Raw genomic sequence first — 26,973 nt, forward strand, 5'->3', positions numbered from 1 at the left:
GAATTAGCTTGCTATATTTTTCAATAATAAATTACTAGCCGTTTAATAACTCAATAATTATTGAGTTATTAAACCATTACTTTATTACGGCCTGCATTTTTAGCTGCGTATAATTTTTCATCAGCTCGTCGGGATGCATCTTTTGGGGCTTCGCCCGCTTTAACTTCTACGACACCAATACTTACTGTTGATTTTATATGGAGTGAGGTATGAGTAACATTCTCAATACTTTCGCGTATACGCTGGGCAACTTCATGCGCAAAACTAAGTGCAGTATTAGGTAAAACAACTAAAAATTCTTCTCCACCAACCCTACCTGCACAATCTGTTTGACGAATGTTTTTTTCTATAAATTTAACAGTAGAAATAATAACTTCATCACCAATATCATGTCCGTATGTATCGTTTACTTGTTTAAAGTGGTCTATATCAATAACAATGAGTGAACACGCATTCCCTAAAAACTCGCTTTTTTTAATCGCGTTGTATTTAAATGCAAATATTGCTCTACGATTAGCGATACCTGTTAATTCGTCTTTTAATGCAAGTGTTTTAAATCGCTGTTTATGCTGAGTTTGTTTATAAGTTATGTAAGCTAAAATCAATATCAGCCCAATAGAAAACAGCAAAGATGCGATTTGCCAAAATGCTTTTTCATCAGCTAAATTTAATAACTGCTCTTTTACCTCTGATGACTCTTGCAGCCTTGTTATTTCTCGTTTTTGCTGATCCCAGTCAAACGCTAAACGTTGAGATAGTAATGTATTATCTGCAATTTCTTGCACTTTTCTATCTGCGATTTTTAATAACTCTCTTTGAGCTAAGGCTTCTTGCTGATAGTTATTTTTTTGCACTGCTAATTCACGCTTAAATTCTAAAAAACGAGTTAAAGAGTCAACTGACCATACTTGAGAACTATTTTGTTCAAAATCTAAATAAAGAAGTTCCGCTTCATCTAGACGACCCTTTTTAATTAACCACTCAGCTGTTGTTATTGATTGAATAAATTTAATCCACTCACTATTTAGCGTTAAATCCCTGGCTTGATTTAAGTATTGTTTAGCCTCTTGCAGCTTATTTAATTGAATATTTATTTGTGCAATTTTAAAGAGTAAGTAAGCATTCCCTTCATCGTCTTCATACTTAGTTACAGCAGGGAGTATACTGCTGTACAACACTATCGCTTTTTGATAATTACCTTGAGCTTCGTAAGCTTGGGCTAGGCTATCTGTGGCTATGTACCATTCTTGCTCATTATAATTTGTCAGCTCATTAATTGCTCTTTGCAATTGTTCTTCAGCGAGCGAAAAATTGTGAAGATCGGCATGGATAAGCCCTATTTCCTTAAGTATAAGCGCTTTATCGTAAGAAAAATCGCCTTGTTCAAAGGTATTATAAGCTTGTTGAAATGCCAAAAAAGCTTGCTGGTACGAACCTTGTGAACGAAAAATTATCCCTAATATTAAGTTAGCTGTCGCATGTTGATAATAAAGCTCTCGATTTTTAGAGGTGGCACTAATAACATTTTTAGCCATTGAAGTGGCTGTACTTACTTTACCTTGTTGGTATAAATGAAATGCTTGGCATGTTTGTAAATCGAGTTTTAATTTAGGCGAGCCAGCTTTTTTGATTGCTTGATTAGCATCTGTCAGTAAATCATTTAATGCTATGTAATTTTTGTCATTTTGGGGGTCATAAAACCAACACTTTACAGTTTTAACGCGAGCAGTATCGAGCGATGAAGAATAAGGTAAATTGCGCTCTAACTTATCCATAAGCCCACGACTTTGACTACTCGTTAAATATCCACTTAGTATTTTTTCAACATCTTCTTTTACTGTGTTAGCAAAAGTACTAAAACAAAGTAGAAAACAAAAAACACAAAAAAACAACTTAAACATTTAGCTTTATAATTCCTTTACCGCACTTAAAACACAATTGTAGGACACTGTTATTAGCTGACGACAATCTTTAATAACTATTGTTAATTATGGTAACAGTATTTGCTTTAATACTTACATTAATACTTGTATTAAAGTTTGCTGTTATAAATTTTGCAGCTGCTCTATCAACCACTTATGAATTGGGCTGTTGTTAGTACGTGGATGCCATGCAGCTATTACTTTAAATGTAGGAGGCAGAGCTTCTATTTTTAGTTGTTTAACTTTGCTATTTGGTAATAATCTTGATGGGTAAAACGCTAACATATCGGTTGTATGTAAAATGTCAGGCACGGCTGAAAAGCTCGGTACCGACATAACAATATTACGTTTTAGCCCTTGGCTTTCAAACCACTGATCGTGCGATCCGCGCAAATTAGCGCGCGATGGCGATACCACTAGCTGAGGATGCTTTGCAAATTGCGCCAAACTCAAAGGCTCAGTGTAAGTAGTGTTACCTATACCGGTAATACACAAATGCTGCTCTTCAAACAAAGTAATATAAGAAAGATTGTCGGGTATAAATTCTGGAAAGCTAATCAATAAATCAAGCTCGCCTGCCGTTATAAGTTGATTAACGTTATCGGATGCAAAGTCGCGCACTATCAGCTTTAAACCGGGGGCTTCGCGACGGGTAATATTAAATAATTGCGGTAGTAAAGCCTGCGTGGCGTAGTCGGTTGCGCTTATGGTAAACACACCTTTATAAGTTTGCGGACTAAACAGTTCGGGCTCTAGTAACGATTCTAATTGCTTTAAAATATGGTTAACAGGCGCCTTGAGTCCTTGCGCTTTAGGAGTAGCAACCATGTTATTACCTTGGCGAATAAACAAGCGATCGTCAAATAAGTCTCGTAGCTTTCGTAGTTGCTCACTAATAGCTTGTTGCGTTAACCCCATTTTTTTGGCTACTTGCGAAAGATTTTGCAGTTCTAATAAGCTACTGAGTACTCTTAACTGTTTTATATCGAGCCGACTAATACCATTCATAATTGTATGCTGCACAAAAAAGTGTTGTTTCAAATTGTATCTTTAAATCTCTATGCTGCCAATGTTGCTTAACCACTATTTAAGCCTTTGTTTGCTTTATAAGAGAATTTAAAATGAAATCAGAATTAGTTAATACCGCCCCTTTATTCTCATCAATTGAGCTTGGCCCTTTTACTCTTAAAAACCGTATTGTGATGCCTCCTCTTACTCGCTCTCGTAGTACACAACCGGGCAATATTCCTAATGAATTAATGGCTGAGTATTATGCGCAGCGCGCATCGGCTGGCTTTATGGTTACCGAAGGCACACAAATAGAACCTCGTGGACAAGGCTACGCTTGGACCCCAGGTATTCACTCACAAGCACAAATTGAAGGCTGGAAAAAAGTAACACATGCAGTACATGCTAAAGGCGGTGTTATTTTTGCTCAGCTTTGGCATGTAGGGCGCGTATCGCACGCCACACTACAACCAAATTCAGGTAAACCGGTTGGCCCTTCAGATATTATTGCTGACAATGTAAAAGTATTTATTGAAACCGCACCTGGTGAAGGCGCATTGGCTGACCCAAGTGAGCCTCGTGCACTAACAACAACTGAAGTTGGCGAACTGGTAAACATGTATGCGCAAGCTGCACGTAATGCTCTAGAAGCAGGCTTTGATGGCGTAGAGCTTCATTGTGCTAACGGGTATTTAGTTAATCAGTTTATTTCTGAACATACTAATAACCGTGACGATCAATACGGTGGAACGCTTAGTAATCGCCTGCGCTTTTTAAAAGAGATAGTTGAAGCGGTAAGTGACGTTGTAGGCTCTGATCGTTTAGGTGTTCGCTTTGCTCCTTTATTTGAAAGCACAGATGAAACACGAGTGTATTTAGGACTTGTTGAATCAAACCCTCATCATACTTATGTACAAGCCGTTAAAGTGCTTGAGCAAGCGGGTATTGCTTACTTATCAATAGCGGAAGCTGATTGGGAAAATGCTCCTGATTTACCACAAGAATTTTATAAAGCAGTACGAGCTGAATTTTCAGGTCGCATCATTTATGCTGGTAAATACACAGTAGAAAAAGCGGTACGTATTTTAGGTGAAGGTTACGGTGACTTATTTGCATTTGGTCGCCCATTTATAGCTAACCCTGATTTACCAGAGCGTATAGCGAATAATTGGACGTTTAACGAGGCCGATGCAGCCACTATGTATGGCGGTACTGAAGTCGGTTATAGCGATTATCCTTTTTATCAAAAGTAGCCAACCTAGACTCTAAACGATATATGGAATTGGTATAGAACCGATACGGTTTTATACCTGGTAGCTTAATCAAGCTACCTGTTTTGAGGTAAGAAAACGGTGTTGATAACACAGCTAAAATTTTGTTATTAGTTGTTCTCGACAATTGCTCTATCATTGCTCTACCTTCTGCATTTATGCAGTCGTATAGCAGTCATTTTTTAATAAAGTTAACGCTAGATTTAACCTCTCAAATTGATTAAGTATTACTGCGCAATGGTATTAGCGTCAAGAATAGTAAAGATAAGTAAAAGGGTGTAAAGCCTCCCTAAAGTTGCCCTGCATGCAGTTGGCATTCAGTTTCAAACGTCAATACTAGCCATATTAACCACAAACGAGGCAATATTATGAAACTTACATTTATACTACCTGCACTATTAGTTATTGGCACTTTATCTAGTTCTGCATTTGCAGCACCACATGATAGATATACAAAGCAAGAATATAAAAAGGTTCAGCTAAAACGAGAACTGAAAAAAATTAACCAAACTAAGGTAATCAAGTATGTTCCAGTTAAAGTTGCTAAAAGAAACGTTAATAACACAGCATTTGTTAAAGTTAATGTCATAACGTATCACCCTAGCCTTAAATTTATTAAAAGATAAATGCGCACTTTAAAATATAAAGTCATGTTTGCGGCAATAAATAACGCGCCGCAAACTTAGCTTTTTACACCATTTAAACTCTGTTATTGGTATTACCCCATCTTAAAATGCAAGGAAATAACGTTTTCTAAGCACAACAAAAAAGTCCAAATACATAATTTAATAGCAATATTATTAAAATATCTCTCGTAATAAATATACTTACAAAGAACAGGATTACCCTCAAAAATCGTCAAAAATAACTAAGTATGTCAATAACTGTCAGTAAAATGTAAAAAGCTGTAAGCATAGCTCCGTTTGCTGTTGTATGTCAGTTAACATTCAGTTTGAACCGCTAGTATTGAACCCAGTTATGTAAAAACATAAACGAGGCAATACTATGAAACTTACTTTTTTACTACCTGCACTGCTCGCCATTGGCGCAGTATCAGGCTCTGCGCTTGGAGCACAAAACGAGCGAGAGAATGATAAAAGCTTTAAACGTGACCACGACAAACGTGTTGAATATAAACGCGATGAACGCCGCCATGAAAAAAAGCAGCGTATTGAGCATAAAAAAGAAAAACGAGAAGACCGTAAGCAAGAAAAACGTAAACTTGCTAAGTACAAGCAGGAAAAGCGTGAACAATACCGCTACAACCAGCGCAAATATAACTACTTAACAAGCCATAATAATTCAGTCGCTTACAGACAAAATCGATTTATAAACCATTTACCACGCAATAGCGCATCGATTAGATTTAATGGTATTTCGTTTACGTTTAACGACGGCCTTTACTACCGTAAAGCTAAAAGAGGCTACCATGTAGTTACGCCACCTAGAGGCCTGCGTATAAATATGCTACCAAGAAATTACAGGCATTTTAAGCATCACAATACCACCTACTACACATATCAAAACGTGTATTACGTCGCAAATAATTACGGTTATACAGTGGTTGATGAGCCACCAACCCGTCTTAATCAGGCAATAAAAGTGGGGAATGTGAATGATTATAGCTTGGGCCAAACTTACGATTCATTGCCTCAGGCAGCACAGGCCGTAATAATTAACTCGCAGCAGTATTTTAAATACGGCGATATTTATTTTTTACCGCAAATAAGTGGTGACGACATAAAATACCTTGCTATCAAGCTAGGTTAAATCCGCTATAAATTAAAAGGCCTTGCTACCAATAGCAGGGTCTTTTTCATTTCCCCTGTAGGTAATAACTTAAAGCAATAAAATCAATTCCCTCTCTAAACATTAACATGTCTTAGTATTTGTAAGCTTTTTTGCTAAACTAGCTCGCATATTAATAGTGAGAGTGTATTTATGTCGGGTGAGTTTCCACGTGCTGGTTTTTGGCGCCGTTTTGCGTCGTTAGTTTACGATACGTTAGCCATTATTGCGTTTGCGATGTTAACTGTAGTGCTGTATTTATTTGCAGTACAAGGGCTTATTTCTCTCGATGTAATTAGTTTAAATGGCGCAGAGGATGTATCTGCCTTTATTCAAAATTCAAATCTTCTTTCGGGTATTCGTACCGCCCTTTTAATTATTGTTACCTTAGTATTTTTTGGCTACTTTTGGACTAAAAGCGGGCAAACCATTGGCATGCGTGCATGGCGTTTAAAAGTACAAACTCTTGAGGGGAATTTAATTAGCTGGCCGCAATCAATTATCCGCAGCGTTAGCGCTTTACTCGGTTTAGGTAATTTGATGGTGTTAGTCGATTTTAAAAACAAAAAAGCACTGCAAGATTACATCTCTAAAACAGAAGTTATTGCGCTTACTAAAGAAGAAAACAGACGTATTTATAGTGAGCTTGATTAATACTAACTTTTAAAATCGTGAGTTAAGCGGTAGTTAAGCAGTAGTTAAAAAGCAAAAAGGGTGACCAGTGGTCACCCTTTTTTCATATTTTGAATAAGTAAATTTATACCCGCTTATTCATCAAATAGGTCGCAAAGCCTATAAATATAATACTGGGCAATACCGCACCTATAATGGCAGGTATTTGGTAAACCATAACTACAGGGCCAAATATTTCATTAGTTAAGTGAAACACGATCCCTGTAACAACTCCCATAATAATACGTGCGCCCATTGTTACTGTACGCAACGGGCCAAATATAAACGACAGCGCCACCAGCAGCATAACCGCTACAGATACAGGCTGCATAAGCTTACGCCATAGAGCCAATTCGTAGGTACTTGTGTCTTGTTCGTTTTGCTCTAAGTAACTTAAATATGACCAAAGCCCAGTAAACGAAAGCGACTCTGGTTTTACCGAAACAACCCCTAACTTTTCCGCTGTGAGTTGCGAAGGATAAAACTCTTCAGGCAGTTGCTCTGTTGTCGTTTTTTCGCTAGTAATAATAACTTTGTTAACGTCACGAAGTAACCAACCATCTTTTCGGCTCAGTGCATCCCTTGCTTTAGTAATTTGGGTAAGCTCTAACGATTTATCAAAGTGGTACATATGCACCCCGTTAAGCCTGCCGTTTTCATCAACATCTTCAATATTAATAAAATTATTGCCGTCTTTAGCCCATACACCTTTTTGTGTATTAAACACATCGCCGCCATGTATTGCTTGGTTACGCATTTCTTTAGCGTGTAATTGTGCTTCAGGTGCGCCCCATTCGCCCAATGCCATCATACAGATAGCCATAAATACGGCGGTTTTCATCACTGAGCCAATTATTTGTAAGCGCGACATACCAGCGGCTTGCATTACTACCAGCTCGCTGTTTGAGGCAAGCGCCCCTAAACCTGTTAAGCCACCTATTAGCGCAGCCATCGGGAAAAACACTACTAAATCGCCAGGAATTGTATAAAGCGTATAAAGCATTGCAGTCATTAAATCGTAACTGCCGCGCCCTACCGACTTTAACTGGTCGATAAACTTAATTAAGGTGCTAATACCAACAAGTACCAACAATGCAAAGCCAGTAGTTTGTAAAATACTGCGGCCTAAATACCAATCAAGCGTTTTCATCATGAGCCTAACTCCCGCTTAGTTACAACGGCTTTAAGCCAAGCGCCCAGTGGTCGCCCTTTTATAATTAATAACCCACCTATAAACAGGGCACTTAGATGAATCCACCACAAGCCGATTGAAGGCGGGATTTTGCCATCTTCAACTGCAAATTTAGCGGCATTTAGTAAAATAAAGTAGCCTAAGTACAAGCTAATAGCAGGCACTAGTTTTGCAAATTTACCTTGGCGAGGATTAACCACACTTAGTGGTACTGCCAGTAAGGTAAGTAGCGGGATTGATAACGGAATAGCGAGTCGCCATTGCCATTGAGCAATAGATTCAGGAGTATTAATGGCGAGTAATTGATTAGTAGGCACAGCCTCTAACTTACGGCGTTGATGCTCTATTTCTTGTTCTCGTATTTGTACGCTATAACCGTCAAATTCAGTTAAATTAAGTGCAGGCGTTGTGCCGTCAGTCTCGTAGCGTTTTCCGTCAGTCAGCACTAATTGTTGTTCACCATTTACGGCTTCAACCACAACACCTTGCTCTGCATATACCAAGCGCGCTAGATTACCTTTTTCACTATCGGGTAACTGCGCAACAAATACCTTATTGAGCTCTTTGCCGCCCTTTTCAATATTATGAATAAATACAACGGCTTTTTCGTTACCGGTTTCTTGGAACCGCCCAGCCCGAAGTGCCGATAAACCTGCATCGGCTTTGGCTTGTTCTTTTAATTGATACTCTTGCTCGCTTGCCCACGGCGCTATATACATAGTTAGTGCCGCAGCTAATATGGCAAGTCCAACGCTTGATATAAGCGTTACGCGCACAACATACCATTCACTTACGCCACAGGCTTTAAGTACGGTCATTTCGCTATCAGCGTAAATACGGCTGTAGGCTAAAATAATGCCTAAAAATATACTCAGTGGAAGTATTAGCGAGGCTAGTTGTGGAAGTTTTAGTGCAATCATCGATAGCACTAATTTAGCAGGAATGCTGCCCTCAGAGGCATCACCTAAAATACCAACTAACTTTTGTGACAAAAATATTGTCATCAAAGTTAAAAATACGGCGACCTGCGATTTTAAAACCTCAGCGGTCAAATAACGGAAAATTAGCAATGCTCGCCCCTGTTAAACATGGAATTTCACTACGATAGTGAGAATTGAATAGTTAAATAGCTATTTTACCCAATTAATACCGGCAAATAGGTTACTATTATAAGCCATCAAAATTAATTATCCTACCTAAGTGCACGATATAATGTTGCATTAGTAGCCCTTAAGCATATAAAGTTCAATTACACAGTAAGAGTCTAGGGCCTGTTTATCTTTCGAGGTTGAATTTGCAGCAGACTGTTTGGTACTTAGGCAAGGCAGAGCCTATATAGTGTGGTTATTCCCCATAAATAGGCGATAACGCAGCATAAATGCCAAACATGCGCTGCCCGAAGGGTTCTGCCTAGGGGCAATTTACTCTTTGTTGCCTACATGGATGTAGGTAAGGGGCGTGAGCAGGACGCGGAAGCTTTGCTCGGTTTTTACTTAGCCCACTAGGTTACACACCTCGCGCCGCGATTAAATAGCCCNACTAGGTTACACACCTCGCGCCGCGATTAAATAGCCCCTAGGTTGAACAAATTTTAATCCTGAAAGGTCAACAGGCCCTACAAATTCAGCTAAAATTAAAATTATCTGCACATAAGTTACGTAATTTAGACTAGAAAATAATTTTTTAGCCCCAATTTATAACTTAAATGACTCAAAATCAGGAGTGACAATGGAATTTAACGTAAAAAGTGGTAGCCCAGAAAAACAGCGCAGCGCATGTATTGTGGTTGGCGTTTACGAGCCACGTAGGTTATCCCCCATTGGTGAACAACTCGATAAAATTAGCGATGGTTATATCTCTAATTTACTTCGCCGTGGCGATTTAGAAGGTAAGCCAGGCCAAGTTTTATTATTGCATCATGTACCAAACGTATTAAGCGAGCGCATATTACTTGTAGGTTGCGGTAAAGAGCGCGAGCTTGATGATAAGCAATATAAGCAAATTATTTCTAAAACTATTAATACCTTAAACGAAACGGGCTCTATGGAAGCAGTTTGCTTTTTAACAGAACAACACGTTAAAGGTCGCGACACCTACTGGAAAGTACGCCAAGCAGTAGAAACAACGCAAGATTGCTTATATACGTTTAACCAGTTAAAAAGTAAGAAAGTAGACCCTCGTCGTCCACTTCGTAAAATGGTGTTTAACGTACCAACACGACGCGAACTAACGATTGGCGAAAGTGCCATTGAGCATGGTTTAGCCATTGCTGCAGGTAGTAAGCTGTGTAAAGACGTGGCTAATATGCCACCAAATATTTGTAACCCAGTGTATTTAGGCGAGCAAGCACAAGAGTTGGCGACTAATTTTGACAACATCACTGTTGATCTTATTGGCGAAAAGCAAATGGCAGAACTAGGTATGAATTCTTACCTAGCTGTTGGCCGAGGTAGTGATAACGAATCAATTATGTCGATTATTAACTACAAAGGCGCCGCTGACGACCAAGCCCCTATTGTACTTGTTGGTAAAGGTTTAACGTTTGACTCAGGCGGTATTTCATTAAAACCAGGCGAAGGCATGGATGAAATGAAATACGACATGGGCGGCGCTGCAGGCGTAATTGGTGCAATGCGTGCACTTGCACAAATGCAATTGCCAATTAACGTTATTGGTGTTTTAGCTGGTTGTGAAAACATGCCTGGCTCAAATGCGTATCGCCCGGGTGATATTTTAACAACAATGTCGGGGCAAACAGTTGAAGTGTTAAACACCGACGCTGAAGGTCGTTTAGTATTGTGCGACGCACTAACGTACGTTGAGCGCTTTAACCCTGATACGGTTATTGACGTGGCAACACTGACTGGCGCGTGTATTGTAGCCCTTGGCGCGCATGCGACTGGTTTACTATCAAACCATAACCCACTTGCACACGATTTATTAAAAGCGTCTGAGCAAAGTGGTGACCGCGCATGGCAGTTACCATTATGGGATGACTATCAAGATCAACTAGACAGTCCATTTGCTGACTTTACAAACTTAGGCGGGCGCTCTGCGGGTACTATTACTGCAGCATGTTTCTTATCTAAATTTACTAAAAAGTATAATTGGGCACATTTAGATGTTGCCGGTACAGCTTGGCGCAGTGGCGCTAAAAAAGGCGCAACGGGTCGTCCTGTTCCTATGCTTACTCAGTATTTACTAAATAGAGCTGGTGTAAGTGAAGCCGCTCAAGATTAAACGTTTAGTTTAAATTAATATCTGTTTATAAGGCGCCGTTTGGCGCCTTATTTATTTGTGTATTAATTGAAGCAAACCCCGTTATATGGCAAAATCTGCCTCTTAATTTATGTATATCAATTTGGTATGCATTCAATGTCATGGGAAACCCCGATACAATGAACATGAACGCTAAATTTTTCGTTCTAAAGCAACAAGATGAGTCTAAAGCTAAAGCTGACGATCATTTTGCTTTGGCTGCTCAAATTGCGGCCGATCAGTATCGAAATGGGCAGCGTGTGTTTATTTGTGTTAACGATAACGAAGCAGCCTGTGCCATTGATGAAATAATTTGGGCATTCGACCCCGATAGTTTTGTGCCACATAATTTACAAGGTGAAGGCCCTAAAGGCGGCGCACCGGTAGAAATTGGTATTACGCCACCTGTTGGCAATCGTAAAGTTTTAATTAACTTGGCTACTCAGTTACCGGATTACATTCGTCGGTTTAACCAAGTTTTTGATTTTGTACCCGTAGAACCTGCTGCTAAACAAGCAGCCCGCGAGCGCTTTAAAAAGCTCCGTCAACTCGGTGCCAATCTCACCACGCAAGATATTAATAGCTAGCCAATCAGGCAAACTAACCAACTAATTTAAGTACTTATTTAAGGTTCTGTGTAATGGATAAAACCTACAATCCGCAAGATATTGAACAGTCTCTATATCAAGACTGGGAACAAAAAGGCTACTTTAAGCCATCTGGCCAAGGCGTACCGTATTCAATTATGATCCCGCCGCCAAATGTCACTGGTAGCTTACACATGGGCCACGCCTTCCAAGATACAATAATGGATACCCTAACGCGTTTTAAACGTATGCAAGGTAACAACACATTATGGCAAGTAGGTACTGACCACGCAGGTATTGCAACGCAAATGTTGGTTGAGCGTAAACTGCATGCCGAAGAAGGTAAAACGCGCCACGATTTAGGCCGCGAAGATTTTATTAATAAAATCTGGGAATGGAAAAAAGAATCGGGCGGCACAATCACCAAGCAGCTTCGTCGCCTAGGCGCATCGGTTGATTGGGATCGTGAACGTTTCACAATGGACGATGGCTTATCTGAAGCCGTTAAAGAAGTGTTTGTACGCCTTCATAAAGAAAACCTAATTTACCGTGGCAAGCGCCTAGTAAACTGGGATCCTAAATTACACACTGCTATTTCTGATCTTGAAGTTGAAAACAAAGACAAAAAAGGCCATATGTGGAACTTACGTTACCCACTGGCTGATGGCGTTACAACACAAGACGGAAAAGACTACATTGTAGTAGCTACAACCCGCCCAGAAACCATGCTTGGCGACTCAGGTGTTGCAGTAAACCCTGATGACGAACGCTACATAGATTTAATCGGTAAAGAGATTTTATTACCTATCGTTAATCGTCGTATTAAAATCGTTGCTGATGAGCATGCCGATAAAGATAAAGGCACGGGTTGTGTAAAAATAACGCCAGCACACGACTTTAACGATAACGAAGTGGGCAAGCGTCATCAAATGCCGATGATCAACATTTTCGATAAAGACGCCGCTATTCTTACCCAAGGTGAAACATACACCTTTGACGGTAAAGAGCTTGAGTTTGACGCGCCAATTCCTGAGCGCCTACACGGACTTGATCGTTTTGCTGCACGTAAAGCAATCGTAGCCGAATTTGAAGAACTAGGCTTACTAGAAAAAATTGAAGACCATGGTTTAACCGTTCCTTACGGTGACCGCTCTGGTGTGGTAATTGAGCCACTACTTACCGACCAATGGTATGTACGTGTTGCACCACTTGCTGAACCTGCAAAAGACGCAGTTAAAAATGGCGACATTCAATTTGTACCTAAGCAATACGAAAACATGTACTTTTCGTGGATGAACGACGTACAAGATTGGTGTATTTCACGCCAGCTTTGGTGGGGTCACCGCATTCCAGCTTGGTACGACAATGAAGGAAACGTATTTGTTGGTCGCGACGAAGCTGAAGTACGCCGTGAAAACAACATTGCAGACAGCGTAACGTTAAACCAAGACGAAGACGTACTTGATACGTGGTTCTCATCAGCGCTTTGGACGTTCTCTACACAAGGTTGGCCAGAAAATACCGATGATTTAAAAACCTTCCACCCGTCTGACGTGTTGGTAACGGGTTTTGATATTATTTTCTTCTGGGTTGCGCGTATGATTATGATGACGCTGCACTTTGTAAAAGACGAAAATGGCAAACCACAAGTTCCGTTTAAAACTGTGTATGTAACTGGCTTAATACGTGACGATAATGGCGATAAAATGTCTAAGTCAAAAGGTAACGTACTTGACCCACTAGATATGATTGACGGCATTGAACTTGAAAACCTAGTACAAAAGCGTACTGGTAATATGATGCAACCAAAACTTGCCGCTAAAATCGAAAAAGATACGCGTAAAGTATTTGCCGGCGGTATTGAAGCACACGGCACAGACGCCCTTCGCTTTACCCTTGCTGCAATGGCATCAACCGGTCGTGATATAAACTGGGATATGAACCGCCTTGAAGGTTACCGTAACTTCTGTAATAAATTATGGAACGCGAGCCGTTACGTACTAATGAACACAGAAGAGCTAGATTGTGGTTTTACTGGGCTAGGAAATAATGTAGATACTGTATTAACAGATAAAGAGTTCTCATTAGCTGACCGTTGGATTTTAGGTCAATATGAAGCTACCGTTAAAACCTACACAGAACACCTAGATAACTACCGCTTTGACTTAGCTGCTAACACGCTTTACGAATTCACATGGAACCAATTTTGTGATTGGTACTTAGAGCTAACTAAACCAGTACTGTTTAAAGGTAATGAAGCGCAGCAACGTGGTACACGCCATACGCTAATAACGGTACTTGAAAGTTTACTGCGTTTAATGCACCCAATGATGCCATACATCACAGAAACTATTTGGCAACGTGTTGCACCACTTGCCGGCCTTGAAACAGAGAACACCAGTATTATGGTTCAGCCGTTCCCTGTATACAACGAGGCAAGCGTTGATGCTAAAGCAATGGAAGATTTAGAGTGGGTTAAACAATTCATTTTAGCTATTCGTAATATTCGTGGCGAAATGGATATTAGTCCAAGTAAACCGCTTAGCGTGTTACTTGCTAATGCATCGAGCGACGATGTGCGCCGCATTGAAGAAAATAAATCATTTTTAGCATCACTTGCAAAAATTGAAGTGTTTACAATGCTTGAAAACAAAGATGACGCACCAGCATGTGCAACGTCTTATGTTGGAAACCTTGAGATCATGATCCCAATGGCAGGCTTAATTGATGTAGAAGCCGAGCTTTCACGTATTAATAAGCAACTTGAAAAAGCTGAAAAAGGCTTAGCACAAGTGCAAAACAAACTCGCTAACGAAAAGTTTGTTAATAATGCGCCTGAAGCCGTACTTGCTAAAGAAAATGCAAAACTAGCTGAGTTTAGCGATGCTAAAACTAAGTTACTTGAGCAAAAAACTAAAATAGAAAGCTTATAATTTTAGTTATTATGCCTATTAACACTATTTAATAGGTTAATAGGCATTAAAAAAGCCGCTCACTTTAATTAAAGTGAGCGGCTTTTTTGTGCCCTGTGATTAACCACAAGACACTTCTACATTAAAACTTGTAGTTGTACTGAGCGCCAATAAGTACTGCATTACCTTCTGACTCAAACTCAAATCCATCTTCTTCAAAGTTCTGAGTTTTACCACGGATAATACTTACACCAAGATCAACGTTAGAGCTTTGATCAATTGTGTAGTTACCACCGAATGAGAACCAAAAACGATCTGTATCTGGGATAGAGATCGATAGGTGATTTTGTGATACTGGAGACTGATCAAATGCTACACCAGCACGAAGTAATAAGTCTTCGTTATATTGGTAATCAGTGCCTACTGAATAGCGGAAAGAATCTGAGAAATCTTCTGTTTTTTCAAAACCTTGCTCTGGAGTCAAACCAACTTCAGCTTCTAATTTGTCAAAGCTGCTCCAACCTGTCCATGCTACGCTGTAATGTAAACCTAACTTTTCATCTAACTGGTGTGAGCCAGAAAACTCAGCCATAGCAGGTAAAGTTATATCAACAGAGCCTGAGCGCTCAGCAATACCACGTGCAGTACTTGAGTAAGTACCTTCAAACGTTATATCTGTTTCTGTACGATAATTAAAACCAAAACGACTGTTTTCGTCTAATTGATACATTAGGCCAACATTTAAAGCGTATCCAGTGTCATCACCTTCAAGATTTACAACTTCAGTTTGGGCCGGGTAAGGTAATGGAGTCTCACCTAAATGTCGAACAATTTCGGCCTCTGCATAAACCACATTCAAGCCAATACCATAGCTAAACTTTTCAGTAACTTTATAAGCAACGCTTGCATTTAGGTTAACAGTAAATATTTCTGTTTTACCTGCAATCTGTCCTGCTGCATAGTCATCATCAAAGTCTGTTGATAAACCAAAGTTAGAAAATGCACCAAAACCAAGTGAGATTTTATCGCTGTAAGGCATAGTAAAGTAAGCTGCTGGTACCACTGCACTTGGTGCAATGCTATCGTCATCTAATGATGACTCATCAATACCTGCTGGGGCACTTTCACCTTCTAAGCTTACGTCTGGAATTACGCCAATAGCAGCAACACTTAACTGCTTATCTTTAAATAAAGTCATTAGTGCTGGGTTACGTGCAACTACAGACGCGTCGTCTGCGATAGAAGCTTCACCAGCGTATGCGCGGCCTAAACCCGATGCATTTTGCTCTGATAATTGAAACGCGGCTGCAAAACTATCAGCCGAAACAAATGCAAGCGAAGCTGCAATAAGAGTTTTAGAAAATTTCATTGTTGAGTCCTTAACCAAACTGACTGTTTGGGTACTATGTGTGTTGTTATTAGGATTTAAAGCGTGGTTACACTACCTTAATTTTTTGTAAAAAACCCTATGAATGCGTCAAAAAACGGTAAAAAACATGTTTTTTAACGACATTTTAACAACTATTTAAAACTCATCGGATGAGAAGTGTGGTATTAGAGTAAACACTCTAAATGTAATTAATTATCATTTAGATTGACTTGGAATTAGTAGCCACTTACACTCATTATAAAATCGCAAAGGAAGTAAAACTGTGATCATTTTATTTATTATTACAGGGTTAATATTTTGTGGGGCGAGTGTAATTTGCTTTTACAAAGCAAATTACTGTGCATGTACTCAAGCAGGACAATGCGATAACCCCGTAAACCATTATTGGTTAGGGGCAATGTTAAATGCGTTGATCTCTTTAGCGCTGTGTTGTTTTGCATTGCACGTAGAGCTAGGTACTTTGTTATGGCTAACACTGATGGGAAATTGCTTTCTAGGGGCGTTTATTTCTGCAAAGCAAACTAAAAAAAGACAATGTAGTAAAACTAATTCAACAAATGCTCTTTTAGCAGGCGAGACAAATTAATCTGATAATCTAAGGGCTTAACACTTGCTAGTATTTTAAGCTCTTGAGTATGATCGCTTAAGTCTATGTCTTTAGGTGTAACATGATGGTTATGCTTAGCGTTATAAAATAGCTTAATTTTAGGTTTAATAGGATTAAGTACATTCCCCTCAAGCACTAGCGCTAAACGCTCATTCGTTAGTTTTACAATAGTTCCTACCGGATGAACCCCTAAGCATTTTATAAACCGCTGCACTAACTCACCATCAAACAAGTGTTTATTGGCTAATAAATAACGCAATGCATTTATAGGTTCATCACCATCTTGATGCATTCTATCGGCAGTCATTGCATCGTACACATCTACAATTGCCATTATACGCGCCGGGCGACTTAACTTTTCAGCCTGCAGACCTCGCGGATAACCCGAGCCATCTAAGCGTTCATGATGATTTACTATCATATCGAGCATGAGCGGTGTTATGCCCTTTTCACCTTTAACTAAACCTAATCCCTGCGCTACATGCTTTTTAATCGCAGCCAGCTCATTATTAGTAACCTTGGTTGGCTTTGAAAATATACCTTGAGGTAACTTTGCTTGGCCTAAATCATGAAGTAATGCCCCCATAGCAAGCTCTTGTACAACAGCCTGCTCATACCCCAAATATTTAGCAAATACAGCGGCAAAAATGGCACAGTTGATCATATGACGCCAGTTATAGCTGTGTTTATCTTTTATACGAGTAAGAATAGTCATGGCGTTAGCGTTGCGAAAAACAGAGCTAACTATCTCGCAGGCTATTTCATCAAGCACTTTTATATTAACACTCAGGCCAGATGTTAAATCGCCATATAACGATTGTAGCTTTCGGCCGTGCTGATCGTAATTTACAGTCGCTTTAGCAAATTCTTGTTCAATTGAAATTGCTATAGGTGTTTTTTTTACTTTTTGTTGGCTATTAGATGTTTTAGGTGTGCTTTGCGGCTTATATTTAGCAGGAATAGCTGCATCGCCTTTAGTAAAATCTATAAGTAGCTCTAATACACCTTCAGAGACTAAGCGCTTAATAATAGAGTTATCTCGTACCAAGCCACTGGTCTTAATTTTTATGCTATTGATCCCTTCATGTTGTTTAGTAACGCTATCAACGTACATACCAGGAGTAAGCTCAGACACAGGCAAAGTAATTAGCATAAAGGCGGGATTTTTCTATTAAGGAATATGTACCTTAAATAGCATTAATTAAGCTTAAAAGTCTAGTTTTTGAGTTGTAAGTAGTTATATATAACTAAAAGTATTATTTACAGCCATGCCAATTGTTACTTTAAGTTATTTGGCTTATTAATAATTAAACACCTTCACCTCAGCTACGCTTGAGTATTTATCGCTAAGAGCAGACGGTTTAGTTAACAGGATTATCTAATCATTATAAAAAAGCGAACTTTGTTAACCTTCATTGAACACAATATTGTTTTGTCTCGGTCTCAATATATACAGCACTTAATAACAACTGCTTTAAATACTTAAGAGTACTAATATATGACAAAACAAAACCAACCCGTATCAAACCTAAGTGTGGCGGCAATAAGCACCGTTTCGCCTTTGAGTCATATATTAAAAGTAGCTGCTCCACTGCTCGATAGTCTATTGGGCATAAATAAACTGCGTGATATTTATCTATCTAATAATTTATCGGGTTTGGATAAACAAGAATTTAGTGAAAAGCTTTTAAATGTATTAGGTATTAACGTACTTGGTGCACAAGGTGTTATTAACAAAATACCAAAGCAAGGCCCTTGTATAGTGGTATGTAACCACCCTTATGGCATGGTTGAGGGTGTAATAATTGCAAAATTACTCACTCACTATCGCAGTGATACAAAAGTAATGGCTAACGTTGGCTTAAAAATATTTAAAGAAATTAAAGATTATTTTATTTTTGCTAATCCACTAAAACCAAAAGCAGCCATTAATACCAGCGCAATTAAACAGTGTTTTAGTCATGTTAAAAATGATGGCCTACTTGTGGTTTTTCCTGCGGGCAGAGTGTCATTTTTTCAATCAGAAAAGCAACGTGTAACCGACGGAGAGTGGAATCGCTTAGCTGCTCAACTAGCTTTAAAAACAAAAGCACCTTTATTACCTGTATTTATTAGTGGTCAAAATAGCTCTATGTTTTACCGTTTGGGGCGTATTTACTACCGATTTAGATTATTAATGCTAATACGCGAATTACTAAAAGTTCAAAAAAGATCTATTAACTTAAGTGCTGGTAATTTACTTACACCCAAACTATTAAATAAGTTTGAAAAAACTGACGATATAAACGCACTTGCACGCCTGCAGTGTTATTTAAACGATGAGCGCTTTATAGTGCCTTGGCAAGAGGATAACCAATCAACGCAGCTCAAAGCTATTATGCAGGGCGTTGATAAAACAAAAATGATAAATGAGCTTGCCAGCTTACCAAGCGAGCAGCACTTACTAAACTTTAAAAGTTACTCCGTTTATTACGGTTATCAAGAACAAATACCTGATTGCGTTGCTGAAATAACACGCCTTAGAGAAATAACCTTTCGTACACTAAACGAAGGAAGCGGCGAGCCATGCGATACCGATAAGTTTGACGCAACTTATATGCATTTATTTATTTTTGATCATAAAAATGAAGAGATCATTGGGGCTTATCGCATTGGGCAAACTGACTTATTACAAAAAAATAGCGACGTAAACGCCCTTTATTTGTCGCAGATGTTTAACTTTGAACCCTCGTTTATTAATCAGCAACAACCCTGCCTAGAAATGGGTCGATCGTTTATAGTTCAAAAACATCAAGGCAGTTACCATGGTTTACTACTGCTATTTAAAGGGATTGGTGCATTTATGGCGCAAAACCCACGTTATAGAACCTTGTATGGCACGGTTTCATTAAGTAAACTTTATGACCCTCGTTCTGTCGCAATTATTGACCATACCATGGTTAATAATAAGCAAGGTGTTAGCGCCAATACACCTTTTAATAATAAAATTCATCCAGAGTTTGAAGACTTCATTATTGATCACACGTTAAACATAGATCATGTATCAACATTGGTTATGGGAATCGAAGAAGATAAAAAAGACATACCGATTTTATTAAAACAATATCACAAGCTAGGCGCCCAATTTCATTGTATGGGGATTGATAGCAACTTTAATCACACGCCAGGATTACTTTTAAGTGTGCATTTACCAAGCGCACCTGGAAAGCTACTTAAGCTCTACCTTGGCGATAAAAAAGATGATTATATAAACCACTCGTAATTTTTACCTGCTATATTAATACAGCAGGTAAAATACAGTTAACAAAAAAGTCGATGTAATTAATTACATCGACTTTTTTGTTTTTAATTATGTAATAGTTATGGCTATAAAAATATTTAGGGTCTGTTGATCTTTCAAGGTTGAATTTGCAGCAGTCTGTTTGGTATTTAGGCAAGGCAGAGCCTATACAGTGTGGTTATTCCCCATAAATGGGCGATAACGTAGCATTAATGCCAAACAGGCGCTGCCCAAAGGGTTCTTCCTAGGGGCTATTTACTCTTTGTTGCCTGCATGGATGTAGGTAAGGGGCGTGAGCAGGACGCGGAAGCTTTGCTCGGTTTTTACTTAGCCCACTAGGTTACAAATCTCGCGCCGCAATTAAATAGCTTCTAGTTTGAACAAATTTTAATCCGCAAAGTTCAACAGACCCTAATTAAGCTGCAGCCACTTTTAAACAACTAATACTGCTAATGAGCTGAGACTGCTTATCAAAATAATTAAAGCGAATAGTATTGCCTACCTTAATATGGCTAATACTGACTGTCATTGCATCTTCTCTTAGCATATTTACACCATATTGGCCCTGATCAGCCTTGCTGTAATGAAATGCTAAAAACTGCTCACTTGCAGGATGTCTTAAATCAATCAGTTGCTTAAATTGCTGTTTACGCTTTTGTGTCACCGTTTCAAGCTCAACACCAGATGACGTTGCAAGCGATTCAACTTGGCAATCGATTAATTGTTTAGTGTCCCACCGAACAAAAAACACATTATTGTTATTTAGCGATAACTCATCCGGAAAAATACACAATTTAAAAGGCGCATAACCCGATAAATCCATATTTTGTAACTGAGCCAACACAGGGGTTTTATTACTCAGTAAATGCGGTATTAAAAGGCCTCTACTGTGCTTTACCGCAGTTGTGTCAAATACACTTTGGTAATCGTTTAATAAAGCTAATGTTTGCCCCCAATGCGAGACACCAAGCCAAGTACCTCCTCCTTGCGGATCAATGGGATAAATTGCTTTACCTTTGTGTTTACTTGGAGCGATTGCCGTTTGTCGTGTTTTTTGCTCATCACGATTAAAAAATAACTCGTAGCCATCATCAGTTAAAAAGTAACTTAGCGTACACATTCTAATTTTGCATCGACTTTGGTAGTACTTGTTGGCTATTTTCTCTTAAAAAAGTAGCTGTACTTGGTGCTAAACCAAAGTTTTGATCGAGCTGCGACTTTTGCGCAAAGCTAATTTGCGAAATCATCGCATAATGATGTACAGCATGGCTGCCTACAAAAATAAGCTCTCGCGCAAGTGAGGTTGTTACTGTTTGTACATTTTTACTTTTAATCGATACTTCGCTTGAAAGTAATAACGGGGTATTAAAGTCATCACTACTGAGTTGTTCAATCCAGGATGCTATTTCAGCAATTTTGTTTATTGCAGCTTTTGGAGAGCTTTCAATATCGCCTCCTCTTAAGCGGCAATCATAATCTACTTTTTGCGAGCTAAGACCGAGCATTAACGATTGATAATGATCGATAATATGGCGCATATGGACTCCTGCAGAGCTAATAAAGTTAGGAGTAACGACTTGTGAATAGTCCTCTTTAGTTACACCTTCAAGATAAGCATGTCCTTGAGCTAGTATCTCTAATTGACTATTTAACATTGAATCGGTTTTCCTCATTTATTACTAAATCACGTATGCAAAAAGTACAAAGTGAATTTTTAATTCGCTCGTTTTGCAGTGTATAAATAACTAGAAAGCGGTTTTTAAAATTAACTTTCAAAGTTTATGCGGTAAGTGCATTTTTAAATACAAAAGTAATTAATGAGAAGCTAGATAATGTAGAAGGGGATAATTAATAAATGTAAAAGCAAATGGCGCTCTCGGTAGGGATCGAACCTACAACTCAGCCTCCGGAGGGCCACGTGATATCCATTTCACCACGAGAGCACATTTGTTGCCGCCACACCAACTCGCGATATCAGTGCTTTAGCACCGGCAATGATAAAGATATATTTTAATAAATACCAGTAACATCAGCTTATATGCTTATTAATTAAACTCTTTTAAATAAAACACTTCACAATGTCTTAAAAACAGGCTATTTATTCTTATTGAATAAGAAACAGTAACGGTTTGGCAACATTGAAACTATGATTGTCGCTGTGAAAATGGATTTAATACGAGGAAGTAATGATGAGTTTAATGTCTACTGAGCAAGTTGCTGAGTTTTTAGGTGTAAAAGCAGAGCGTGTAAAACGCCTAGCTAGAGAAAGTTTATTAATTGCTAAATCAGAAGATGAAAATGGTGAGCCACAATTTGATGCAGCCGAAGTAACAAAATACAAAGAGCTCGCCGAGCGCTTTGGTGGCCTTTAGCTTTTATACAAAAGTACTATTAACGAGTTTAGTTAGCTGCGCGCGTAACATTACAGATTCATTGGTTATGCTGCGCTCCTCATACCAACCAATACATAACACTAAAAAAAACAGCTTATAGTAATTCAGCTTATCCATTGAAAGGTTAAACGTTTTTGTTTTATCAACGCTATTTTTATAGCTATTTAACAACGCTGTTTTACTGTGCTCATTAAGATTAAAGCTCACTGCAAGCGCCGCTAAATCAAAATATACATCGTTAGTTTGTGCGTATTCAAAATCAATTAAATACATGCCTGAAGCATTCACAATAATATTGTCTTTTACTAAATCGTTATGACAAAAGCCTGCATTAAATTGCATTGTTGCAACTGCTTTGAGAGCCTGCTCTATTTGATGTTTATATTGGATATATACATCTGTACGTTGATAAAATTGTAGCTCTTTAGGTATATCCATTCTCGCGGTAGGCACCGCGTACTTATGCACTTGAGCAAGTTTATTAATAAAGCTGAGCGTTATATCCGATTGCGCGCTCTTGCCTTCAATATAATTAAATACTGCACGACCGTTTTCTTTATCAAGCCAAATAGGCGCTGGGCATATATTAAAGTCACTTAAAAAGTGCTGCGCTTCAAGGCCGGCATTTGGCCAATGGCTTTTATAACACTTTAATAAATACCCTTGTTGCTCGGTACGTATCAAAAAATTATCGTTACTAAAGCCATTAAGTAATCGCTCGCTTGAAACAATGCTTGTAGGCTCTATAAACGCACTACATATTTTTACTAACTGATGATGCTCAATCATTAATTAAAGCTGTGCTAGAGGCTTAGCTTGGCTTTGCTCGTACTCTTCGTACCAGGTTTTAAAGCCCCACGCTGCCATAATGGTATAAAATATAAAGAGCGCTAGCGTTGGGTAATAGCCTTTTTCGTAATATAAGTACATAGAAGCTGCATCTATTACAATCCAGTACAGCCAGTTTTCAAGAACTTTTTTAGCAACTAAGTAAGTCGTTACTACAGCAAAACACGTTGTAAAACTATCAAGGTAAGCAAAGTCGGCATGAGTGTAGTTTTGCATAACATAACCAATAACAATTGCAGCTACGGTTGTTAAACAAATTAAAACAGCATGGCGATTCATCGACCACGACGTAATATTTAAATTTGCAGCTTTGCCTTTTCGCCATACTACCCACCCAAATACAGCCATATACATATAATAAAAATTAAGTAATGACTCCATAAGTAATGCACCATTCCAATACATTATTGTATAAATAAGGGTGCTAAAAAATGCTGCAGGCCAACACCATAAGCTTTCTTTAATTGCTAATAATAAATATGCCATCGACAACCCTACCGCAATATACTCCCAATGCGACATTGCTGTAAAACCACTTAGGGTTTGTGTTAAAAAGTCCATATTATGCAGTTACCGTTTAGTTGTACCGAGTGTTATACCAATCTGCTTATATACGGGGTCTATTTAACGTTAAGAAAATTACGCTAGAACTAGGCAAAAACTTTTGTATCTAGTTGTTCTAAATAAAAAATTTTTAACGACGTTATATGCAATTTAATTCGTTAAATTGATCAAAGATTTATGCAGGTTGGTATTATAGGTTATTCAGGCGATAAGTCGCCAGAGAGAAACTTACATACAAAAATAGCTTTACCAAATTCTTCATATGAACGTTTAATTTCGGTACTTAGCACCTGCATTACTAAATCGTAGTCACCAAATATTTGCGTTGATAACGTATTAGTAATCACTTTTAAATCATTGTATTCGTTTAATCTGTCAATAAAGCCCTGAATAAACGGGATGTAATCTTGGTGAAGTGGATATTTACTGATCTCTACAGATAATTTCATTTTTGACTCTTTATTTTAATTACCAATTACAACAAGTCATTCAATGCTAGAGCCGTTATTAAATACAGTGTAAAATCACTGCAACACTCAATTGAAATGAGCTTAATATGGCACGTAGAATAACCTACAAATTTAAAAACGAACCACGCGAGATTAATTTCGCCAAAGATAAATACCATGACATGTATGAAGCAATTGCTGCTGCCGAAGGTATTGATCTAACGAGTTACTTAAGCATGGTACAGCAAATAGAAATGACCTCAAAAGGGTCTGCTTCTGTTCGTAACTTTCGCGATCAAGAATTTGCCCGTATGGGCTTTAGCGACATTTACTTTATAAAAGAGTAAGCGCTGCTTTATAGTTAATTTATATTAACGCTGATATTCATAACTTACACGTGGTGTAATATTACACAACAGCTCGTAAGGAATGGTATCAGCGCATAGTGCTATTTCTTCAACGGGTAGTTCAGGGCCCCACATAGTGACTCTGTCGCCTACTTTAATATTGTGCTCGTTAGCGCCTATATCAACGCTAATCATATCCATAGCTACACTACCGACAATACCATAACGCTGCTCGCCTATTATAACGGGCGTCCCCTCTTTAGCGTGCCGAGGGTAGCCATCACCATAGCCCATAGCAACAACGGCTAACTTGGTTGGTTTATCACTTTTCCAACGACCGCCATACCCGACCGCTTCATTGGCTGGCACATTACGCACTGCAATTACACGTGTAGTTAAGCGCATAACTGGCTTTAATTTGTGTTGCTGCCCAATGCTATTTGCCATAGGCGATACGCCATACAGCATAAGCCCTGGCCGTACCCAATCACCATGGCCATTTGGCCACGCGATAATACCCGCTGAATTTGATAAGCAATGCGCTTGGTCTATGCCATTCACTAAGTTATCAAATAACGTAATTTGTTGAACCGTTTTAGCATTTCCAACATCATCAGCACAGGAGAAGTGAGTCATTAAATTAACGGTATTTTTAGCATTAGGTGTTTTTTGTAAGCGGTTATAAAACGCTTCAAACTGCTCTGGCGCAATACCTAATCGATGCATACCTGTATTTACTTTTAACCAGCAGGTTATTGGCGCATCGAGCTTTGCTTTTTCAAGCGCGGCTAATTGGTATTCATCGTGAATAACAGTTTGAAAGTTATTAGCAAGTAAAATAGGTATATCGGCTTTATTAAAAAAGCCTTCGAGTAAAACTATTGGCTTTGTTAAGCCCCCAGCTCGAAGGGCAAGCCCTTCATCTATACGCGCCACAGCAAATGCGTCAGCATCATTCAAATGCTGCGCAATCGTTACTAAGCCATGCCCGTAAGCATTTGCTTTTAGCACCGCCATTACTTTGCTGTTAGGCGCAAAGCACTTAACTTGCGCTAAATTATGCGCAAGTGCAGCTAAATTAATTTCAGCAGTAGCTAAGCGCATTAGTAATCGTCATCTACCGCTGGTCCCGCGTAATTATCAAAGCGAGAAAATTGACCTTGGAATGTTAAACGCACTTTACCAATTGGACCGTTACGTTGTTTACCTATAATAATTTCGGCAATACCTTTGTCGGTACTGTCTTCGTTATAAACTTCATCACGGTAAATAAACATGATTAAATCGGCATCTTGCTCTATCGACCCTGACTCACGTAAATCTGAGTTAATTGGGCGTTTATCAGCACGTTGCTCTAGTGTACGGTTAAGCTGCGAAAGCGCAACTACCGGACATTTTAGCTCTTTTGCCAATGCTTTAAGTGAACGCGAAATTTCAGCAATTTCGAGCGTTCGGTTATCAGCTAAACTTGGTACACGCATTAACTGCAAGTAATCGACCATGATCATACTAATGCCGCCGTGGTCGCGGGCTATACGCCTTGCACGTGAACGCACATCGGTAGGTGTTAAGCCCGATGCATCATCAACGTACATTTTGCCTTTTTCCATCAACAAGCCCATTGTTGATGAAAGTCGTGCCCAATCGTCATCATCTAACTGACCAGTACGTACCTTAGTTTGGTTAATACGGCCAAGAGACGCTAGCATCCTCATCATAATTTGTTCTGAGGGCATCTCTAGAGAGTAAATTAATACTGGTTTGTCTTGAGTCATTGCAGCATGTTCTGCAAGGTTCATCGCAAAGGTCGTTTTACCCATTGAAGGACGTGCTGCAACAATTATTAAGTCAGAAGGCTGTAAGCCCGTCGTCATTTTATCAAGATCGGCATAACCTGTACTTACACCCGTAACACCATCTTGTGGTGATTGATAAAGCTCTTCTATTTTATCAACGGTTTTTTCAAGGATGCTATGAATGCTTTGCGGGCCTTCATTATTTTTTGTTCGTTGCTCAGCTATTTTAAACACTTTGCTTTCGGCAAAATCGAGTAAGTCGTGACTGGTACGTCCTTCGGTATTAAAACCCGCTTCTGCAATTTCGTTCGCTACGCCAATCATTTCACGTACAACAGCACGTTCGCGTACAATACTTGCGTAAGCGTCAATGTTAGCAGCACTTGGCGTGTTTTTAGCTATTTCTGCTAAATAAGCAAAGCCACCAATTCCTGCCAGTTTATTATTTTTTTCTAAACTTTCAGAAATAGTGATTAAATCTATCGGATCGCCAATCTCAGCAAGTGCCGTCATCGCCTCAAAAATTAACTTGTGCGTGCGGGTATAAAAATCCTGTGATACAACAAGTTCAGCTACGCGGTCAAAAGCTTGGTTATCAAGCATTAAGCCACCTAAAACAGATTGTTCAGCTTCTATTGAATGGGGAGGAACTTTAAGTGTATCGACTTGCTTATCTGGTTTGGCCATA

Annotated in this window: 24 protein-coding genes and 1 tRNA gene; 11 read left to right on the top strand and 14 right to left on the bottom strand. The window is 38.9% G+C overall.

The window, feature by feature from the left end:
• Positions 1 to 68: 68 nt before the first annotated feature.
• Both I6F49_RS13500 and I6F49_RS13505 read right to left on the bottom strand, forming a co-directional pair.
• On the bottom strand, positions 69 to 1,901 hold the full coding sequence (locus I6F49_RS13500) for a tetratricopeptide repeat-containing diguanylate cyclase (protein WP_197180967.1): 1,833 nt from the start codon (positions 1,899 to 1,901) through the stop codon (positions 69 to 71).
• Positions 1,902 to 2,045: 144 nt separating this feature from the next.
• Positions 2,046 to 2,963, bottom strand: coding sequence for a LysR family transcriptional regulator (locus I6F49_RS13505; protein ID WP_197180969.1), 918 nt, complete (start codon positions 2,961 to 2,963; stop codon positions 2,046 to 2,048).
• An 80-nt stretch (positions 2,964 to 3,043) separates the two neighbouring features.
• Between I6F49_RS13505 and I6F49_RS13510 the strand changes: the two genes are divergently transcribed.
• From I6F49_RS13510 to I6F49_RS13525, 4 genes are all read left to right on the top strand, one after another.
• The gene (locus tag I6F49_RS13510; RefSeq protein WP_121955081.1) at positions 3,044 to 4,183 is read left to right on the top strand and encodes an alkene reductase; all 1,140 of its coding nucleotides are present in this window, start codon (positions 3,044 to 3,046) and stop codon (positions 4,181 to 4,183) included.
• Between the two features lie 386 nt (positions 4,184 to 4,569).
• On the top strand, positions 4,570 to 4,827 hold the full coding sequence (locus I6F49_RS13515) for a hypothetical protein (protein WP_024592254.1): 258 nt from the start codon (positions 4,570 to 4,572) through the stop codon (positions 4,825 to 4,827).
• Positions 4,828 to 5,206: 379 nt separating this feature from the next.
• Positions 5,207 to 5,971, top strand: a complete 765-nt coding sequence (locus tag I6F49_RS13520; protein WP_197180971.1) for a DUF6515 family protein — start codon at positions 5,207 to 5,209, stop codon at positions 5,969 to 5,971.
• A gap of 171 nt (positions 5,972 to 6,142) precedes the next feature.
• The gene (locus I6F49_RS13525; protein ID WP_024592252.1) at positions 6,143 to 6,643 is read left to right on the top strand and encodes an RDD family protein; all 501 of its coding nucleotides are present in this window, start codon (positions 6,143 to 6,145) and stop codon (positions 6,641 to 6,643) included.
• Between the two features lie 103 nt (positions 6,644 to 6,746).
• Here the strand turns inward: I6F49_RS13525 and lptG are convergent, their stop codons facing one another.
• Positions 6,747 to 7,814: an LPS export ABC transporter permease LptG gene (lptG, locus tag I6F49_RS13530; protein WP_024592251.1), complete on the bottom strand. Its 1,068-nt coding sequence runs from the start codon at positions 7,812 to 7,814 to the stop codon at positions 6,747 to 6,749.
• The gene (gene lptF, locus I6F49_RS13535) at positions 7,811 to 8,923 is read right to left on the bottom strand and encodes an LPS export ABC transporter permease LptF (RefSeq protein ID WP_002962016.1); all 1,113 of its coding nucleotides are present in this window, start codon (positions 8,921 to 8,923) and stop codon (positions 7,811 to 7,813) included. The genes lptG and lptF overlap by 4 nt, the downstream gene beginning before the upstream one ends.
• A 658-nt stretch (positions 8,924 to 9,581) precedes the next feature.
• Here lptF and pepA point away from each other — a divergent pair.
• The 3 genes from pepA (at position 9,582) to I6F49_RS13550 (ending at position 14,631) form a co-directional block, all read left to right on the top strand.
• On the top strand, positions 9,582 to 11,093 hold the full coding sequence (gene pepA / locus I6F49_RS13540) for a leucyl aminopeptidase (protein WP_197180973.1): 1,512 nt from the start codon (positions 9,582 to 9,584) through the stop codon (positions 11,091 to 11,093).
• Positions 11,094 to 11,251: 158 nt separating this feature from the next.
• Positions 11,252 to 11,698, top strand: a complete 447-nt coding sequence (locus I6F49_RS13545) for a DNA polymerase III subunit chi (protein WP_002962020.1) — start codon at positions 11,252 to 11,254, stop codon at positions 11,696 to 11,698.
• A 53-nt stretch (positions 11,699 to 11,751) separates the two neighbouring features.
• Entirely contained in the window at positions 11,752 to 14,631 is a 2,880-nt protein-coding gene (locus I6F49_RS13550) for a valine--tRNA ligase (RefSeq protein ID WP_197180975.1), read from the top strand.
• Positions 14,632 to 14,752: 121 nt separating this feature from the next.
• On the opposite strand, the gene I6F49_RS13555 is transcribed toward I6F49_RS13550, so the two are convergent.
• Positions 14,753 to 15,979, bottom strand: a complete 1,227-nt coding sequence (locus tag I6F49_RS13555; RefSeq protein WP_197180977.1) for an outer membrane protein transport protein — start codon at positions 15,977 to 15,979, stop codon at positions 14,753 to 14,755.
• Between the two features lie 283 nt (positions 15,980 to 16,262).
• Here I6F49_RS13555 and I6F49_RS20375 point away from each other — a divergent pair, with 283 nt between their 5' ends.
• Positions 16,263 to 16,586, top strand: coding sequence for a hypothetical protein (locus I6F49_RS20375; RefSeq protein ID WP_331461452.1), 324 nt, complete (start codon positions 16,263 to 16,265; stop codon positions 16,584 to 16,586).
• Here I6F49_RS20375 and I6F49_RS13560 read toward each other — a convergent pair.
• Positions 16,546 to 17,760, bottom strand: coding sequence for an HD-GYP domain-containing protein (locus I6F49_RS13560; protein ID WP_197180979.1), 1,215 nt, complete (start codon positions 17,758 to 17,760; stop codon positions 16,546 to 16,548). The two genes, I6F49_RS20375 and I6F49_RS13560, sit on opposite strands and share 41 nt — an antisense overlap.
• Positions 17,761 to 18,105: 345 nt before the next feature.
• On the opposite strand from I6F49_RS13560, the gene I6F49_RS13565 reads away from it, so the two are divergent.
• A complete protein-coding gene (locus I6F49_RS13565; RefSeq protein WP_197180981.1) occupies positions 18,106 to 19,869 on the top strand; it encodes a lysophospholipid acyltransferase family protein in 1,764 nt (587 codons plus the stop codon).
• A 433-nt stretch (positions 19,870 to 20,302) separates the two neighbouring features.
• On the opposite strand, the gene I6F49_RS13570 is transcribed toward I6F49_RS13565, so the two are convergent.
• From I6F49_RS13570 to I6F49_RS13580, 3 genes are all read right to left on the bottom strand, one after another.
• A complete protein-coding gene (locus I6F49_RS13570; protein ID WP_197180983.1) occupies positions 20,303 to 21,007 on the bottom strand; it encodes an NRDE family protein in 705 nt (234 codons plus the stop codon).
• 1 nt (position 21,008) lies between these two features.
• The gene (locus I6F49_RS13575) at positions 21,009 to 21,542 is read right to left on the bottom strand and encodes a DinB family protein (RefSeq protein WP_197180985.1); all 534 of its coding nucleotides are present in this window, start codon (positions 21,540 to 21,542) and stop codon (positions 21,009 to 21,011) included.
• Between the two features lie 213 nt (positions 21,543 to 21,755).
• A tRNA-Arg gene (locus tag I6F49_RS13580) sits at positions 21,756 to 21,830 on the bottom strand.
• Positions 21,831 to 22,076: 246 nt separating this feature from the next.
• Between I6F49_RS13580 and I6F49_RS13585 the strand changes: the two genes are divergently transcribed.
• Entirely contained in the window at positions 22,077 to 22,259 is a 183-nt protein-coding gene (locus I6F49_RS13585; protein ID WP_166419326.1) for a helix-turn-helix domain-containing protein, read from the top strand.
• Between the two features lie 3 nt (positions 22,260 to 22,262).
• Here the strand turns inward: I6F49_RS13585 and I6F49_RS13590 are convergent, their stop codons facing one another.
• From I6F49_RS13590 to I6F49_RS13600, 3 genes are all read right to left on the bottom strand, one after another.
• The gene (locus tag I6F49_RS13590; RefSeq protein WP_197180987.1) at positions 22,263 to 23,069 is read right to left on the bottom strand and encodes a phosphotransferase; all 807 of its coding nucleotides are present in this window, start codon (positions 23,067 to 23,069) and stop codon (positions 22,263 to 22,265) included.
• 3 nt (positions 23,070 to 23,072) lie between these two features.
• The gene (pnuC, locus tag I6F49_RS13595) at positions 23,073 to 23,690 is read right to left on the bottom strand and encodes a nicotinamide riboside transporter PnuC (protein WP_197180989.1); all 618 of its coding nucleotides are present in this window, start codon (positions 23,688 to 23,690) and stop codon (positions 23,073 to 23,075) included.
• 200 nt (positions 23,691 to 23,890) lie between these two features.
• A complete protein-coding gene (locus I6F49_RS13600; protein WP_197180991.1) occupies positions 23,891 to 24,142 on the bottom strand; it encodes a hypothetical protein in 252 nt (83 codons plus the stop codon).
• 107 nt (positions 24,143 to 24,249) lie between these two features.
• Here I6F49_RS13600 and I6F49_RS13605 point away from each other — a divergent pair, with 107 nt between their 5' ends.
• Positions 24,250 to 24,489, top strand: coding sequence for a DUF2960 domain-containing protein (locus I6F49_RS13605; protein WP_077537056.1), 240 nt, complete (start codon positions 24,250 to 24,252; stop codon positions 24,487 to 24,489).
• 24 nt (positions 24,490 to 24,513) lie between these two features.
• Here the strand turns inward: I6F49_RS13605 and alr are convergent, their stop codons facing one another.
• The gene (alr, locus tag I6F49_RS13610) at positions 24,514 to 25,593 is read right to left on the bottom strand and encodes an alanine racemase (protein ID WP_197180992.1); all 1,080 of its coding nucleotides are present in this window, start codon (positions 25,591 to 25,593) and stop codon (positions 24,514 to 24,516) included.
• The gene (gene dnaB / locus I6F49_RS13615) at positions 25,593 to 26,972 is read right to left on the bottom strand and encodes a replicative DNA helicase (protein ID WP_007587308.1); all 1,380 of its coding nucleotides are present in this window, start codon (positions 26,970 to 26,972) and stop codon (positions 25,593 to 25,595) included. The genes alr and dnaB overlap by 1 nt, the downstream gene beginning before the upstream one ends.
• Between the last annotated feature and the right edge of the window lies 1 nt (position 26,973).

The organism is Pseudoalteromonas sp. SWN166, assembly GCF_015864485.1.
GTDB lineage: Bacteria > Pseudomonadota > Gammaproteobacteria > Enterobacterales > Alteromonadaceae > Pseudoalteromonas.